This is a genomic window from Streptomyces sp. ME19-01-6 (genome assembly GCF_033793745.1).
Classification (GTDB): domain Bacteria; phylum Actinomycetota; class Actinomycetes; order Streptomycetales; family Streptomycetaceae; genus Streptomyces.
Genome location: NZ_JARAXF010000009.1, coordinates 122,002 through 137,809 on the forward strand (window position 1 = coordinate 122,002; position 15,808 = coordinate 137,809).

Below are 15,808 nucleotides of genomic sequence, written 5' to 3' on the forward strand. Positions count from 1 at the left end.
CACCGGGCCCGAATCACCGTACGTATGGCTGAAATCTCGCTACCTCAATTGCAGGAATTCCGAGCACGCCAAACGACCGAATTCCGCCTACCTCGATTGAGGTAGGCGGAATTCGGCCGCTTTGATGGCTTTATGTCCGGTTTTGGCGGGCGACTTCGCTCCGCTCTGCTGTGGATCTGTTGCACAGAGTGACCGTCGAGGGCAGGCGGAAGCCCCGAGGTCAGCGGATCAGGAGGTCAGAGGGCGAATCAGGATCAGGGCCCCCGGGGCGCTCAGCGGGTGAGCCGGAAGGCATACCCCGGGACGAAGAGCCCGGCGGTCGCGGCACAGCCGTCGGCCTGGCCCGGTTGCTTGACCCACAGATACGCGTCGATCCCGGGGATCCCGGTACGGGCGGTGGGCGGCGTGCCCAGCTTGCGCCCCGGCGGATCGCAGAACCGGTGGTCGCGGGTGGGTCCGGCGCCGTTGCGGCTGGTGTCGATCACGGCCCCCAGCCGGGGGAGACGCAGCTCTCTGAGGACGGACAGGCCGTAGCGGACCTCGTCGCGCGTGGCGTTGAAGTTGGAGATGTTGAGGGCGATGCCGTCCCCGTACCGGTCGATCCCCGCACGCCCCAGCCGCTCGGCCATGACCGGTGCGGGAAGCCAGCCGGAGTTCCCCGCGTCGTAGTAGATACGGGCGTGCGCGGCCTGCTGCCGCAGCGTCCGCCCGGCCTGGGACAGGGCCGAGAACCGCTCGGCCTGCTGCCGCCGCTTCAGACAGGTCAGATGCGCCAGGGCGTCCGGTTCCAGGATGACGACGGCGCGCGAGGCGCCGATCCCCCGGGCGAAGCCACCGATCCAGTGCCGGTAGCCGGACAGGTTCGCCATGCCCCCCGAGCTGTGCTTTCCGCAGTCGCGCTGCGGGATGGCGTACGCGACCAGCACCGGCACCCGCCCGCGGGCCCGGGCGGCCCGCACCACCTGACGTACCTGGGCCTCGACCCGGCCCTGGTCGGTGTCCGTGAACCAGGCGGCCTGCGGCTGATCGGCGATGCGCCTGCGGATGACCGCCGCCCGGCGGTCGCGGGGGTTGTCGCGGACCCACTGCGCCGCGGGGTTGTCGGGGTCCGTGTAGAACCGGGTCGTGACCGGGAAGTACGGCTTGGGCAGCGGGAAGGCGGACTCGTCGCCGGCCCAGCCCGCCGGTGGATGGAGCGTCGTCGCGGCCGTCGCGACCTCGGCCATCAGGGTCAGGGCCAGCAGCTGGGCGATGCCTCTGCCCGTCCGCAGTGGGGACCGGAGGCCCGGCCGCCGCCCCCGCCACGCCTGGCGTTCCCGCGACGCCCGCCACACCCGCCGCTCACGCCACGGCCGCCACCTCCGCTGCCCCCGCCACGCCCGGCGTTCCCGGCGTGGCAGCCGCCCGCGGCCGGAAGGGCCCGGGCGCCCCCGCCGGGTCAGCCATCTCGGCACCACCACAAGCCCCAGCCACCTCGGCAGAACTATCAGCCCCAGCAGCAGCGCCTGAAGCCTCAGCCGCTGCCAGAACCCCAGCCGCCCGCGAAGCCCCGTCGTCCCGGGGGTCCTCTCACTCACGCCGGGTCCGCCGTTCAGCTGTCGGAGTTGTTCGGCGGGGGCTTGCGGCGGCTGATCAGGAAGACCGCGATGACGGCCAGCACCGCCAGGCCCCCCGCCACCGCTCCTATCGCCACCAGCGCCGATCCATCTTCGGACCGGGCCGCGGAGTGCTCGCGGTCCGGCTTGGCGGTCGCCTGCCCGGAGCCGGGCGGGCTGGTGGAGGGGGGCGGCGCGGCGCGGTCCGCCAGCGCCCTGGCCGGGGCGATCAGCCCGAAGCCATAGCGCGGGTCACGGCCCGAGGCCCCCTTGCGGTCGGCCGTGTCGATCAGCTTCTGCACGACCTGACCGGCGGTCCAGCGCGGGTGCTCCGAGCGCAGCAGCGCGGCACCGGCCGCGACCCACGGCGCGGCGTAGGCGGTGCCCTCGCCGGTCCAGTAGTCGCTGTTCGGCGCGGTGGTCAGGATGGAGACGCCGGGCGCGGCCAGGGTCACGGCCCCGCCGTGGTGCGAGTCGGTCCACACGGCGCCCTTCTCGTCGGTCGCCACGACCGAGACCACCCCGGGGTAGGCGGCGGGGTAGGTGGGGCGGTTGCCGTCCTTGCCGTTGTCGCCGGCGCCCGCGACCACCACGGTGTCCTCGGCGATCGCGTACGTCACCGCCGACCGCAGCGCGGCGTTCGGCTTCTTGAAGGACACCGCCACATCGATGACCTGCGCCCCGCGGCTCACCGCGTGGCGGATGGCCCTGGCGGCGGCGTCGGCCAGCGGCTTTTGGCCCTCGTACACCCCGAGCGGCAGCACCCGGGCCTGGGGCGCCAGCCCCAGCAGCCCGTTGCCCCGGTAGTTCCGGCCGGTCCCCACGATGATCCCGGCCGCGTGGGTGGCCTGCTCGGTCGCGAGCCCCTGGTCCCGGGTGCCGGTGCCGCTGGGGCCGTCCCCGAAGTCCTTGCCGGCCAGGACCCGTCCGCGCAGATCCGGGTGGGCGGCGTCGACACCGGTGCCGATGACCGCGACGGTCACCCCGGCGCCCTTGCTTATTTTCCATGCCTTCTTGGCCTGCAGAGCGGTCAGCGCCCATTCGGAATCGTGCATCGCTCCGGAATCAGAATGCTGGGAAACAGCTTGGGGAACGTCCCCGGTAACGTCCTGGGAAACACCGATTGCCGCCGAGGGGGCGAGTGAGAGCGCCATCAGGGCGATAACTGCCCCGGTCCGGGCGGCGAATGAGCGATGCGACATCATCACGTGACCTGACATTACGTCACCTACCTTCATCCCCGTGGGACGCGAGGCCGTCGGCGGACGCCTGGCCGTCTCATCTTCTGCGGGTCTCCGCGGTGCGGACACCCGCGAGCGGGGGACCTGCCGCTCCCCTTTTTGGGGGACCGGTTGCAGGCGCTGTTTCCGGGCCTCCCCAAAACGGGGGAGAAAGCCGCTCCACCGAAGGTGGAGTACACCCTCCCCCGAAGGCGTGATGTCCTCGGAAATCCGGGGGCGCACTCTTGGACTGACATCGGCGAAAGAGCCCCCTGCGTAGGGAGTCGCGATGCAGCGTTTCGGAACGTGCAGCGATCGCACCAGCGACCCGAGCGAACGGGTGGACAACACCCGCAAGCGAAAAGGAGTGTTCTTTCGAACGCTCTCGATGAGCGGCCCGCTGGCCGCCCTGAGCGGTCTAATCCTGCGATTCGCGGTCGTCGGCGTGGGTGGTGTGCTGGTGAACACGGCGTCGCTCTTCGCGCTCTACCGCTGGGCCCACTGGCCGCTGCTGGCGGCCTCCCCGGTCGCGGTAGAACTCGCCGTGGTCCACAACTATCTGCTCAACGACCGTTGGACCTTCGCGGTGTCCACCCCGTCCGTCCGGCGGTTTCTGAAATTCAATGTATCCGTGCTGGGCGGGCTCGCGGTCAACGTTCTGGTGGTCTGGCTGCTGGAAGGGTCGGGAATCCATCTCCTGCTGGCGAACGGCCTCGGCATCGCCGCCGCGTTCACGGCGAATTTCGCCGCCAGCGCGGGCTGGGTCTGGGGGAGGCAGGGCCGATGACATCCATCATCTACCTGGGCCTCGTCCTGATCTCGGTACTGCTCACCATTCAGTCGGCCCATGTGCTCTACCTGATGCTCTACACCTGGGACCGGGCGGACGCCGAGCGAAAAGCCAGGGCCCCGGACACCTTTGTCCGGCCGCGTCTTTCCTTCAGCGTGCTGCTGCCGGCGCGGCACGAAGAGGACGTCATCCAGACCACCATCGAGCGGGTGGTGCGGGCCGACTATCCGGCCGAACTGCTGGAGGTCTTCGTGATCTGTTCGCAGGACGACACCGGCACGATCAAAAAGGCGGAAGAAAAAATCGCCGAGCTGAACCGGGAAGGTCTGCACAACGTCGAGGTCGTGGTCTTCGACGACAAGCCGGTCAACAAACCCCACGGACTCAACGTGGCCCTACCGCACACCACTCATGAGGTGGTGACGATCTTCGACGCCGAGGACGACATCCATCCCGAGATCTTTCTGCTGGTCAACACGGTCATGCTCAAGGAGCGGGTACGGGTGGTGCAGGCGGGCGTCCAGCTGATGAACTTCGATTCCAACTGGTACTCCACGCTCAACGTCCTGGAGTACTTCTTCTGGTTCAAGAGCCGGCTGCACTACCACGCCCACTACGGGTCCATTCCGCTCGGCGGCAACACCGTCTTCTTCGCCCGCGAGCTGCTGGTCCGGCTCGGAGGCTGGGACGACCGCAATCTCACCGAGGACGCGGACCTGGGCCTGCGGGTGTCGGCCAGCGGCGAGCGGGTGCGCGTGGTCTACGACGACCGCTATGTGACCAAGGAGGAGACGCCGCCGACCCTCGGCCACTTCATCCGGCAGCGCACCCGGTGGAGCCAGGGGTTCATGCAGACCCTCAAGAAAGGCACCTGGAAACAGATGCCCACGCGCAAACAGCGATGGCTCGCCTTCTATGTCCTCGCGTTCCCGCACGGCCAGGCGCTGCTCGGCCTGTATCTGCCGATCTCCCTGGGGATGATCCTCATCCTCAAGGTGCCCGTGCTGATCGCGCTCTTCTCCTATCTGCCCGTCCTGTTGCTGTGCGCGCACTTCCTGGTGGCCGCGGTCGGACTGTACGAGTTCACCGGGGCGCACGGGCTGGAGGCCACACCGGGGACGGTCGTGAAGATGGCGATCTCCTGGTTCCCCTTCCAGATGGTCCTCGCCTATGCCGCGGTGCGCGCCATGCGGCGGGAGCTGCTCGGCCGGCACGACTGGGAGAAGACCCAGCACGTGGGCGCCCACCGGGCCCGTACCGAGGAGGCGGACTCCCGTGTCGCATGACCCCACGCCTCCGCTGCCCCCGCGGCCTCCTCGGCCCCCTCGGCCCCCTCGGCCCGAGCGGCCTGCCCCATCCCAGCGGCCCGAGCGGCCCCCGCGCCCTGAGCGACCCGAGCGGCGTGATCGACCCGAGCGCCCTGAGCGACCCGAGCGGCGTGATCGACCCGAGCGCCCTGAGCGACCCGAGCGGCGTGATCGACCCGAGCGCCCTGAGCGACCCGAGCGCCCTGAGCGACCCGAGCGGCGTGATCGGCCGCCGCGGCCCCCGCGCTCGGTCGCGGTCGAGGAGCCCCCGCGGCGCCCCCGGCGGCGGCGTCCGCCCCGGCTGTCCGTCGAGCGCGGCATCTTCCCCCGGCTGGGCCGCACCGGTCGGCTGGCGCTGCTCTTCTCCGTGCTCTCCGGGCTGCTCAGCCACGGCTACCACCTGTTCCGCTATCCGCTGTACCTCACCGACGAGGGCATCTATATGCAGCGGGCCTGGTCACTGGTCCGGGAGACCAGGCTGTCCCCGTACACCTATGACTACGACCACGCCCCGGCGGGCTGGATCACGCTGGCCGGCTGGGCGTTCCCGCTGCCGAAGCAGTTCGAGGCCTTCGGCAACGCGATCAACACCGGCCGGTTCCTGATGCTGCTGGTGCACCTGGCCTCGGTCGTGCTGCTCTTCGAGGTCACCCGGAGGCTGTCCGGCAGCGTGCTGGCCGCCACCATCGCCGCGTTCTTCTTCAACCTCTCGCCGATCGCGGTGTACTACCAGCGCCAGGTGCTGCTGGACAACCTGATGATGTTCTGGGTGCTGCTGGCCCTGTACGCCCTGCTGCGCCGCGAGACCACGATCAGATCCGCGTTCGGCGGCGGAATCGCCTTGGGGATCGCGCTGATCACCAAGGAGAACGCGCTCTTCTTCGCCCCGACCTTCATGTATCTGCTCTATCGGAGGATCCAGGGCTCCGCGGGCCGGCGCTTCACCCGAACGCTGTGGCCATTCGCCGCGGCGGCCCCGATCGGGGCGTACATCACCTACGCCCTGCTCAAGAACGAGCTGCTGCCCAGCGGGCTCGACTTCGACCTGGCCAATCCGCCCGCGGACCACGTCTCGCTGCTCTACACCCTGTGGTGGCAGATCAACCGTAGCCAGGGCAGCCTGCTCAGCCACCACGGCCTGCTGTACACCAGCTGGCTGCCCCGGGACGCCTTCCTGCTGCTGGCCGGGATGGCCGCCACGGGCATCAGCCTGTGGTGGGGAATGCGGAAACACCGGCGGGATCTGGGGTTTTTCGTCGCCGGGACGCTGGCCTTCGGATATGCCTTCTATCTGCTGCGCGGCAGCGTGGTGCTGGACTTCTACATCACCCCGCTGATTCCGATGTTCGCCATGAATATCGGCATGGTCACGGACCGACTGCTGAGGCGGCCGGTTCTCCGCAGGCTGCTCGGACGGATGAGTTCCAAAGTGCGGATCGCGGTGCCCGCGCTGCTCGGCGTACTGCTGCTGGCCGCGCCGTCCACCGGATATGTCCTGACCGTCAACACCGAGGGCCGCGTCGCGGTCGCGGACCAGTACCAGTCCAAGCTGGCCCTGACCCATATGCAGCAGGCACAGATCGCCTGGGTACGCAAGCACGTCTCGCCCAAGGCGCGCATCATCATGGACGACGACATGTGGGGTGAATTGCATGACGTGCACCCGTTCTATCCGTACGCGCATTCCCACTGGAACGCCTCGTCCGACCCTGCCTTGCGGGACAAGCTCTTCCGCAAGAGATGGCAGAACGTCGACTACATCATCATGTCCAACAAGATGCGCAATTCGATTCACCGCAACAACGGCGACGGCCGGGAGAACTGGATCCTGGCGGCGCTACGGAATTCGGAAAGGGTATGGGCGGACGTCCGGGGTGGCATCAGGCTGGAAATCTACCGGGTGAACAAATAGCCCGCCGGAAGAGGAGGTGAAGACCATGCCCAAGTACGACGACTACGACGAGTACGAAGAGTACGACGACGGATACGACACCCGTGAGGCGGACGAGCAACACGGGGGTGACAGGAGCGACAGGGACAGCAGGGACGACAGCTACGGCAGGGACGACAGAGACGACAGAGACGACAGAGACGACAGCTCCGACAAGTACGACGCCTACGACGACGATGACGATGACGTCGACTACGACGAGCCCCCGAACAGGCGCACCCCCAAGGCTTCCAAGGCTCCCCTGAGGAAGCCGAGCGCCGCCGGAGGGAAGCGGAAGCGGCTCTCCTGGAAGACGGTCCTGCTCACCCTCGTGGCCTGCGCGCTCGTCGGATCGCTGGTCCAGATGGTCGTGCGCGGCGGCTTCGGGAACGCCCTCAACACGACCGGCGGCGGAGGCGGCCAGAAGAAGAGCGACACCCAGCAGCAGGAGGTCGTCCCGACGAAGAAGCCCAAGACCATCAGACTGGGCAACCAGCGGGTCCCGCAGGCCTCCGGCCCGATCATCGTCATCAACCCGGGCCTGGTCGCCCCTGGCGGCAAGGCGTCGGTCGAAGGCGGCGGCTTCGCCCCCAAGAGCACGGTGGACCTGCTGCTGAAGACCAAGCGGTCGGGCACCAAGGGCCGCGCCATCCGGACGGTCCGGACGGACAAGCACGGCTCGCTCTACGCGAACTTCACCATGCCGGAATCGCTGGGCGGCAGGCCCGGCACGCTGGTCGCGCAGCAGCGCGGCGGCGGCCGGACGGCCGAAGCCGAGCTGATCACCGGCGGCGCGATAGGCACCGCGAGGATCAACAAGATGGTCGGCAGGCCGGGCGACGTGGTCTCGGTCAGCGCCCGCGGCTTCAAGCCGGGCGAGCAGATCAACGTCTTCTGGGGCCGGACCACCGGCACCCCCGTCGCCAGGCTGCGTACCGACAGCTCGGGCGGGGTGGGCCGCGCCGACATCAGGGTCGGCGTCGCCCCGACGGGCCAGAGCACCATGGTGCTGGTCGGCCAGCAGAGCAAGACCACGGCCACCGCGCCGTTCCAGATGCTGAGCCTGTACCCGGCGATCAAGTCCTCCCCGTACGCGCTGAAGGCCGGACAGCGGATCAGGCTGTCGGGGAACCGGTTCGCGCCGAACGAGCGGGTGCTGGTCTACATCAATGCCACCAGCGGTCTCCCCGCCTTCACCACGCAGGCCAATTCCTTCGGCCAGATCCGCGACGTGGCGTTCGACGTGCCGTTCGGGCTGAAGGGCAGGCAGAGCCTGACCGCGATCGGCGACCAGAGCCGGGCCGTGGTCCGCTCGGGCTTCACCGTGCTGCCGTACTCCCCGAGCGCCGAGCCCAGCACCTTCGGCGGCAAGGCGGGCACCACGCTGAGCTTCTACTGCGCCGGGTTCGCGCCCAACGAGACGGTGACCGTCTACGCCGGCAACGGCAGCGTCGCCGGGCGGAAGATCGCCGTCTTCCAGGTCGACGGCCGGGGCAAGGCGTCCGCCGTGGGCTCGTACCGGATCACCACGGCCGACGAGAACGGCGTGTCCTTCAAGCTCATCGGCTCCAAGAGCGGCGGGGTCGCCAAGGCCGGCATCAACAACACGAGTGGCCAGGGCCAGGGGCACTAGGCACATGTGCGCACAGGCCGGGGGGGCCGGCCGGGGACAGTCACAGACAAGCCCGGTGTTCCATAGTTGTACCATGCATGTCCTGGAGTGTCCTATGAGTGTTATTTTCGGCCCTAATTCTCGAAGAGTCCTACAATTCCTCACCCACATCGAGGACCTCTCCCCGGAGGAGATCGACCGCGTGGCCGATCTGTGGAAGCAAACCTCCAGCCAGACCCGCGCCGAGGGGTGGGCTGAGGTCCACCGCACCACATCCGACGAGGAGCGGTACCGGATCCTGGTCGCCGCCTCCGTGGCGCGCCGGGCCGCCCTGGACGCGGCCCGGGCGCACGGCCGGCACGACTGGGCCTTCTGGGCCGCGGTGTGGGACGCCGCGGCGGCGGTCGCCGTATGCGACCGCATCGGCAGCCACTACAACGTGCTGGTCGCCCCGCTGGCCGCCGTCATGCCGTCGCTGGCGCACTGCCGGCGCGACGAACTCTCCACCCTGGAGCTCCAGGGTGCCGTCCTCAAGGGAGGTGGAGGTTGATGCGCGACGACCGGATCCGCGTCGTGGTGGCCGATGACGACCCCGTGGTCCGGGAAGCGCTCGCGGACCTGATCGACTCCCACCCCGACCTGGCGCTGGTGGGCCTGGCCGTCAACCACGAGCAGGCCGTCCGCGCCGCGGTGGAGCACCGCCCCCGTGTCGTGGTCATGGACGTGCACATGCCCAAGGGCGACGCGCCCAGCAGCGTCCGCGCCATCCGTGAGCAGGTGCCCGGGGCCCGTGTGGTGGCCCTCTCGGCCCACGGCGACCGGGAGACCGTGCTCAACATGCTCGCGGTCGGGGCCACCGGCTACCTGATCAAGGGCACTCCCGCCGAGGAGATACTCGAGGCGATCACCCGGGCCGCCCGCGACCAGTTCAGCATGGCCGGGGAGCTCGTCGCCGCCTGCACCGAGCCGCTGCGGCGGGCCGACCGTGCCTCCTGGCGGTTCGAGGAACTGGTGGGCGGCCGGCTCGAGGAGTCGTACCTGGAGCTGCTCGGCCAGGCGCCCTGCGGGGTGCTGATCGTCGGCGCCCGCGGGCGGATCGAGTCCGCCAACGCACACGCCCGGCACATGTTCGGCTACAGCTCGGCCGAGCTCCGCGACAAGCGGCTGCGCGACCTGGTCCCCGACCGGTACCGCACCGCGGCCGAGCAGCTGATCGGGCGGCTGTTCACCGCCCCCTCCGCGATGACCGGCCGACGCCGGGACGGCACCGAGTTCCCCGCCCAGTTCAGCGGCGGCCATCTGCAGGGCAGGCGGCCCCGGTGTGTGGTCTTCGTCGCGGACCTGAGCCAGCTGCGGGCGGCCGAGAGCCGGTTCCGCCAGGTCATCGAGTCCTCCCCGGAAGCCATGGTGATCGTGGACTCCGCCGGACGGATCCAGACGGCCAACCGCCGCACCGAGGCCCTGTTCGGCTACGACCGCGACCAGCTGATCGGCCGCGCCGTCGAGGCGCTCCTCCCCGACCAGCCGCTGACCATCTCGCTGCGCGACTGGGCCGACGCCTCCGAGGAACCCATGGGACACAGCATGGAGCTGGTCGGGCGGCGCAGCGACGCCAAGCAGTTCCCGGCCGACGTCAGCATCAGCCCGCTGCGCACCGAGGACGGGCTGCTGACCGTGCTGACCATCAGGGACATCACCGAGGTGCAGCGCGCCCAGTTCGTCCTGGAGCGCAGCCTGGAGCTGCTGGAGGTCACCGACCGGGACCGCCAGGCGCTGCTCAGCCATCTCGTCCACGCCCAGGAAGCGGAGCGCGGACGCATCGCCGCCGACATCCACGACGACACCATCCAGGTCATCACGGCGGCCAGCCTTCGGCTGCAGCAGCTGCGGCGGCGGCTGCGCGACCCGGACGAGCAGCGGATCATGGAGAAGCTGGACGAGACCCTCAAGCTGTCACTGAGCCGACTGCGCCAGCTGATCTTCGACCTGCGGCCGTCCAGCCTGGAGCACGGCTGCCTGGCCGCGGCGCTGCGCGGGCTCCTGGAGCAGATACGCACCGAGACCGGTGTCGAATACCGGCTGGAGGACCGGATCGCGGCCAAGCCCCCGCCCGAGACCATGGCCCTGATCTACCGCACCGCGCAGGAAGCCCTGATGAACGTGCGCAAGCACGCGCGGGCGAAGACGGTCCATGTGCAGCTGCTGGGACTCGACGAGGGGTGCCTGGTGCGGATCGTGGACGACGGCCAGGGCTACAACCCGCTCGAGGTGGAGTCCCGCCCCGGCCATCTGGGCCTGTCGCTCATCCAGGAGCGGGCCCAGATCGCGGGCGGCTGGTGCCGCATCGAGAGTGCGCCGGGCGCGGGCACCACGGTCGAGTTCTGGGTACCGCTGGGCGAGACCCCCGGCCACGGCCCGCTCCCCTTCGGCCCCGCGGACGCCCCGGGCTACCCGGATCCCCTGGGCCCGTCCGGCTCGCTGGGTTCGCCGGGCTCTTTGGGTCCGCCGGGCTCCTTGGGTTCCCTGGACGTACCGGACGCGCCGGACGCACCGGACGCGCCGGATTCACTGGACTCGTTGACCCTCCTGGACCGCCCGGAAGGGGACACGCAGCCGTGACCGCGCCGGCCGATCTCACCAAGGTGCTGATCGTCGAGGACCATCGGGTGGTGGCCGAGGGACTGTGGGCGCTGCTCGCGGAGTACTCGGACCTGACCGTGGTGGGGTGGGCCGACTCGGTCGCGGAGGTTGTCCCCATGGCCAAGGAGCTGGGCCCCGACGTGGCACTGGTCGACTTCCGCCTGCCCGACGGCACGGGAGCCGACGCGGCGGCCGCGATCCGGGCCCAGGACCCCTCCACCGCCATCGTGATCCTCAGCGCGGACGCCAGCGACTCGGCGCTGCTGGCCGCGGTGGAGGCCGGGGCCTGCGGCTATCTGCTCAAGTCGGCGAGCGGTGACGAGATCGGCGCGGCCATCCGCTCGGCGGCCGAGGGCGAGACCCTCATCCCGGCCAGCACCCTCGTCGAGGTCCTGGCCCGGCACCGGGAGACCGTGCGCTCCTCCGCCCAGCAGACCGAGCGGCTGGAGAGCCTGACCCCGCGTGAGCAGGAGATCCTGACCCTGATGAGCCAGGGGCTGGACAACCGGGCCGTCGCGGAGCGGCTGAGCATCAGTTACGCCACCGTGCGCACGCATGTGCGCAAGATCCTGGAGAAGCTGGAGGTGCGGTCCCAGCTGGAGGCGGTCGCGAAGGCCGCCGACTGGGGGTTCCGCCAGGTGGAACCCGGCTGACCTGGCTGGCCGGCGCCGGGGCTGATCCCCAATGACCCGACCCTGACGGGCTGACCCCGCCCAGGGGGCTGACCCCAACCGGGGGAGACAAAACACTCACTCGGGGGAATTCCGGGCAGCCCGCGCCGGGTTTCCTCCCCATGCGCCGCAGCCATCGGATCCTCCTGCCGGCCGCCGCCGCGAGCTACGCGGCGGTCGCGGCGGGCGTGCTCACCACCTCGCCCCTGGTCCGCCTCGACTGGCACGTGGCGATGTTCAAGCCGTACAAGCAGTGGCCGTGGGCCCGAGGCCCGCTCGACATGTTCACCGGGGTGATGGCCTTCGCGATCGGTCTCGCCACGGTCTATCCGGGCACTCACTGGATCAGCGACGTGCTGGGCGGCTGGACGGCCGGGGCCCTGGTACTGCTGGCCCTGCCGCTGGTCGAGCCGTACGTCGCCGTGGCGGAGCGGCGGCTCGGACGGAGCGGATGGCTCGGCCGACCCGGCCGCCTCGCGGCGCGCTCGCCCCCGGCCGACCGCACGTGCCCGTGTCCGCACTCGTTCCGTGAGCAGGTGAGCCAAAGTGGCACTTCGAGTTCTGATCGCCGACGATCACGCGGTCGTCCGGCAGGGCCTGCGGATGATCCTGAGTCTCGACGACGACATCAAGGTGGTCGGCGAGACGACCAACGGCCGGGAAGCCGTACGACTGGCCCGCGAGCTGTGCCCGGACGTCGTGCTGATGGATCTGCTGATGCCCGTCATGGACGGGATCTCGGCCACCGCCGAGATCCGCCAGGACCTCCCCGAGGTGGAGGTCGTGGCGCTGACCAGCGCCCTCGACGACACCATGGTCATGGGCGCGGTCCGGGCGGGCGCGATCGGCTTTCTGCTGAAGAACGCCGAGGCCGACGAGTTGAGAAGCGCTGTGAAGGGCGCCGCCGCCGGCCGGATCCAGGTCTCCCCTGACGCGACCTCCCGGCTGATGGGGCAGGTCAGGGCGCCGAGCGGGCCGGAACAGCTGACCGAGCGGGAGGCCGAGGTGCTGACGATGCTCGCCCGCGGCAAGTCGAACAAGGAGATCGCCCGCGACCTGCGGATCGGGCAGCAGACGGTGAAGACGTACGTGAGCCACATCCTGACCAAGCTCGGCGTGCACAGCCGCACCCAGGCCGCGGTGTACGCCGTCCAGTCGGGCCTGGTGCCGGCCGGGGAGCTCACCACGCCCGAGCCCCTGGACGCGACGCGGGACCACTGGTGGTCGGCGTGATCGCTGTCCGGCGCCGGGCCAGGGCACGGCGGCGCGCGCTGGCCGACATCCACCGGCACGTCCTCGACGCGGAGCCCGGCGAGGACCTGCTGCGGCTGGTCGTACGGCGGGCGCGGGAAGCCGTCGGCGCGGACGCGGCGCGGGTGCTGGTGCTGGTGGCGGAGCCCGGCGAGGCCCCGGACGTGGACGGCGCACCGGGCGTGGACGGCGCACCGGGCGTGGGCGACACCGCGGCACCCGGCGAGGTTCTGACCGTATGGGCCGCCGACGGCATCGAGGCACCCGCTCCCAGCGGCCCATCGGCGGCCGCGCGGCGGCGCGCGCTGGGGACGGCCGGGTTCACGGCCGTCCTGGACATCCCGCTGACGGTGAGCGGACGGGCAGTGGGCGTCCTGGAAGTGGCCGACCGGCGTCGGCGCCGCTTCACCTCGGGCGACCGGCGCGTGCTGAGGCGGTTCGCCGAGCCCGCCGCCCTGGCGGCCGCCCAGCTCCGTACCCGGGACCGGCTGCGCCGACTGGCCGCCACCGGAGCCGCGGACAGCCTGTGGCGGACGCTGGACCGGCTGACCGCCGCGGCCGTGGCACATACGGGCGCGGCGGAATGCGCCGTCCGGCTGCTGGAGCCGGAAGGGACGGCTCCGGGAGACGCGCCGGAGGAGGTCCGGGAGGCCGTCGCCTCCGCCGCCCCCGTCATCCGTACGCTCCGAGACGACCGCACCGGGGCGGCCTGGCCGCTGCTGGGCGAGGGGCGGGTGACCGGGGTGCTGCACTGCCGCTACCCGCCCGTCCGACGGCCCGACGGTTTCGACCTGACCCTCCTGGAGGGGATCGCCGGGCACGCGGCCCGCGCGGTGGAGGGCGAACGGTCGCGAGCGGCCGCGCGGGACAAGGGCGCCCTGGACGAGCGGCGGCGGCTGTCCAGAGAGCTGCACGACTCCGTCTCCCAGGCCCTGTACGGCATCACCCTGGGCGCGCGTACCGCCCGCGAACTGCTGGACCGGGACACGAACGGGATGTCGGAGCTGGCCGAGCCGATCGACTACGTCCGGCAGCTCGCCGACGCCGCGATCGCCGAGACACGGGTCCTGCTGGGCCGGCTCAGGCCCGAGACGCTGGAGGCCGAGGGCCTGGTCGCCGCACTCGCGCGACACGTGACGGCGCTCCGCGACCGGTACGGCATCGCCGCCGAGGCGACGCTCGGCGCCGAACCGGTGACGACGCCGGAGGCCAAGCACGCCCTCTACCGCATAGCCCAGGAGTCCCTGCACAACGTCGCCAAGCACTCGGGGGCGCGCCATGTGCACCTCCATCTGCTGAGCGGACCGGGCACCGTCACGTTGACGGTCGCCGACGACGGAGTGGGCTTCGACTCCCAGAGGTCCTTCCCGGGCCATCTGGGCCTGCTCTCCATGCGGGAGCGGGCCCGGGAGGTGGGCGGCACGCTGAACGTGGACAGCCGGCCGGGCCAGGGCAGCCGCATCCGGGCCACCGTCCCGGCGGAGCCGTAAACCCTCAGTAGCACTTCAGCACTTCAGCGCTCCAGCACTTCAGCACTCCAGGGCTCCAGGGCTCCAGGGCTCCGAGCCCGGTGGCATATGAGACATTTCATCCGCTACGTTCCTGCCCCCTGCTACGTTCCTGATGCCGGTGAGGCCGGCCGCCGCCCACAGACAGGAGACCCGCCCGTGACCCTCCTCGGGCCCATGGGGCTGAGCATGCGGGACCGCACGGTGGAGGCCGGCGTCCGAGCCGGGCTGACGGCGGTCGAGGCGGGCCTGCTGGAGGCCACGAAGAGCGACGTGCCGTTCATCACCGAGGCCGCCCAGCACCTGGTGCGGGCGGGCGCCAAGCGGCTGCGGCCGCTGCTGGTGCTGCTGGCCGCGCGGTTCGGCGATCCGGACGCGCCGGGCGTGGTGCCCTCCGCCGTCGTCGTCGAGCTGACGCACCTGGCGACGCTCTACCACGACGATGTGCTGGACGACGCCGACGCCCGGCGCCGAACGCCCGCCACCGAAGCGAACTGGGACAACTCGGTGGCGGTCCTCACCGGCGACTTCCTCTTCGCCCGCGCCTCGCACCTGCTGGCCGACCTGGGCCCGGAGGCCGTACGGATCCAGGCCGACGCGTTCAGACAGCTGGTCACCGGCCAGATCCTGGAGACGGCCGGCCCCAGCGGCGACCGCGACCCGATCGAGCACTACCTGGAGGTCCTCGCGGGCAGGACGGGCTCGCTGATCGCGGTCTCCGGGCGGCTGGGCGCGCTGGCGTCCGGAGCCGGTCGGGAAGTCGCCGGCGTACTCGCCCGCTACGGCGAACTGCTGGGCATCGCCTGCCGTCTCGCCGAGGACGTGCTGGACATCGCCGGGGCCGGCGCGGCCGGGGCCATGCCGCGCGGCCGCCCGGGCGCCGCCCTGCACGAGGGCTTCGCGACGCTGCCGGTCCTGTATCTGCGGGCGCGGGCGGCGGCGACCGGCTCGCCCGAGGACCGGGAGCTGTGCCAGCTGCTCACCACCGAACTCACCAACGAGACAGACGAGACGCGTTACGCGGAGGCGCTGCGCCGGCTCCGCGCCCACCCCGCCCTGGAGCAGGCCCGGGTGGCCGCGGACCGCTACGCCGAAGAGGCCCGCGCGGCGCTGGCGCCGCTGCCCGTGTGCGCGGCGCGGCGGGCTCTGGAGGATCTGTGCGAGGTGGCGACGCGCGGCCGCCCGGCCTCACCCCCACTGGTCGCCGCGGAGCAGCGACTCCCCGAAGCGGCGCAGCCGTGAGACGGCGTCGGGGTCAGGGCAGGGGTCGGGCTCCTGTTCCGT

General features: G+C 71.0%; 12 protein-coding genes and 1 pseudogene. 11 read left to right on the forward strand and 2 right to left on the reverse strand.

Annotated features, from left to right (window positions below):
- Positions 1-272 precede the first annotated feature (272 nt).
- Positions 273-1,577, reverse strand: coding sequence for a glycoside hydrolase family 6 protein (locus tag PV419_RS22120; RefSeq protein WP_319691475.1), 1,305 nt, complete (start codon positions 1,575-1,577; stop codon positions 273-275).
- A gap of 14 nt (positions 1,578-1,591) precedes the next feature.
- The gene (locus PV419_RS22125) at positions 1,592-2,650 is read right to left on the reverse strand and encodes a S8 family serine peptidase (RefSeq protein ID WP_319691477.1); all 1,059 of its coding nucleotides are present in this window, start codon (positions 2,648-2,650) and stop codon (positions 1,592-1,594) included.
- A 454-nt stretch (positions 2,651-3,104) separates the two neighbouring features.
- Between PV419_RS22125 and PV419_RS22130 the strand changes: the two genes are divergently transcribed.
- The 11 genes and pseudogenes from PV419_RS22130 to PV419_RS22180 all read left to right on the forward strand — a co-directional run bounded on the left by PV419_RS22130 (position 3,105) and on the right by PV419_RS22180 (position 15,766).
- Positions 3,105-3,602, forward strand: coding sequence for a GtrA family protein (locus tag PV419_RS22130; protein ID WP_319691479.1), 498 nt, complete (start codon positions 3,105-3,107; stop codon positions 3,600-3,602).
- Entirely contained in the window at positions 3,599-4,891 is a 1,293-nt protein-coding gene (locus PV419_RS22135; RefSeq protein ID WP_319691480.1) for a glycosyltransferase, read from the forward strand. Before PV419_RS22130 ends, PV419_RS22135 begins: the two co-directional genes overlap by 4 nt.
- 388 nt (positions 4,892-5,279) lie before the next feature.
- A complete protein-coding gene (locus PV419_RS22140) occupies positions 5,280-6,824 on the forward strand; it encodes an ArnT family glycosyltransferase (protein ID WP_319691481.1) in 1,545 nt (514 codons plus the stop codon).
- A 25-nt stretch (positions 6,825-6,849) separates the two neighbouring features.
- Entirely contained in the window at positions 6,850-8,475 is a 1,626-nt protein-coding gene (locus tag PV419_RS22145) for a hypothetical protein (RefSeq protein ID WP_319691482.1), read from the forward strand.
- Positions 8,476-8,569: 94 nt separating this feature from the next.
- Entirely contained in the window at positions 8,570-9,004 is a 435-nt protein-coding gene (locus tag PV419_RS22150; protein ID WP_319691484.1) for a hypothetical protein, read from the forward strand.
- Positions 9,004-11,073 carry a PAS domain S-box protein gene (locus PV419_RS22155; RefSeq protein ID WP_319691486.1) on the forward strand — a complete coding sequence of 690 codons (2,070 nt, stop codon included), beginning with the start codon at positions 9,004-9,006 and terminating at the stop codon, positions 11,071-11,073. The genes PV419_RS22150 and PV419_RS22155 overlap by 1 nt, the downstream gene beginning before the upstream one ends.
- Complete coding sequence (locus PV419_RS22160) at positions 11,070-11,747, forward strand: response regulator transcription factor (RefSeq protein ID WP_319691488.1); 678 nt, start codon at positions 11,070-11,072, stop codon at positions 11,745-11,747. The genes PV419_RS22155 and PV419_RS22160 overlap by 4 nt, the downstream gene beginning before the upstream one ends.
- A 299-nt stretch (positions 11,748-12,046) precedes the next feature.
- Positions 12,047-12,160: pseudogene (locus PV419_RS22165) on the forward strand (phosphatase PAP2 family protein); the annotation flags it as partial.
- A gap of 151 nt (positions 12,161-12,311) precedes the next feature.
- Positions 12,312-12,998: a response regulator gene (locus PV419_RS22170; RefSeq protein ID WP_014178459.1), complete on the forward strand. Its 687-nt coding sequence runs from the start codon at positions 12,312-12,314 to the stop codon at positions 12,996-12,998.
- A complete protein-coding gene (locus tag PV419_RS22175) occupies positions 12,995-14,506 on the forward strand; it encodes a GAF domain-containing sensor histidine kinase (protein WP_319691489.1) in 1,512 nt (503 codons plus the stop codon). Before PV419_RS22170 ends, PV419_RS22175 begins: the two co-directional genes overlap by 4 nt.
- A gap of 177 nt (positions 14,507-14,683) precedes the next feature.
- On the forward strand, positions 14,684-15,766 hold the full coding sequence (locus PV419_RS22180) for a polyprenyl synthetase family protein (RefSeq protein ID WP_319691491.1): 1,083 nt from the start codon (positions 14,684-14,686) through the stop codon (positions 15,764-15,766).
- Positions 15,767-15,808 lie beyond the last annotated feature (42 nt).

What these genes read in the sequence shown, in the direction of transcription:
- PV419_RS22125 (WP_319691477.1), bottom strand. Translation starts at nt 2,650, where the DNA reads ATGCACGATTCCGAATGGGCGCTGACCGCTCTGCAGGCCAAGAAGGCA.
- PV419_RS22155 (WP_319691486.1), top strand. Translation starts at nt 9,004, where the DNA reads ATGCGCGACGACCGGATCCGCGTCGTGGTGGCCGATGACGACCCCGTG.
- PV419_RS22130 (WP_319691479.1), top strand. Translation starts at nt 3,105, where the DNA reads ATGCAGCGTTTCGGAACGTGCAGCGATCGCACCAGCGACCCGAGCGAA.
- PV419_RS22135 (WP_319691480.1), top strand. Translation starts at nt 3,599, where the DNA reads ATGACATCCATCATCTACCTGGGCCTCGTCCTGATCTCGGTACTGCTC.
- PV419_RS22150 (WP_319691484.1), top strand. Translation starts at nt 8,570, where the DNA reads ATGAGTGTTATTTTCGGCCCTAATTCTCGAAGAGTCCTACAATTCCTC.
- PV419_RS22145 (WP_319691482.1), top strand. Translation starts at nt 6,850, where the DNA reads ATGCCCAAGTACGACGACTACGACGAGTACGAAGAGTACGACGACGGA.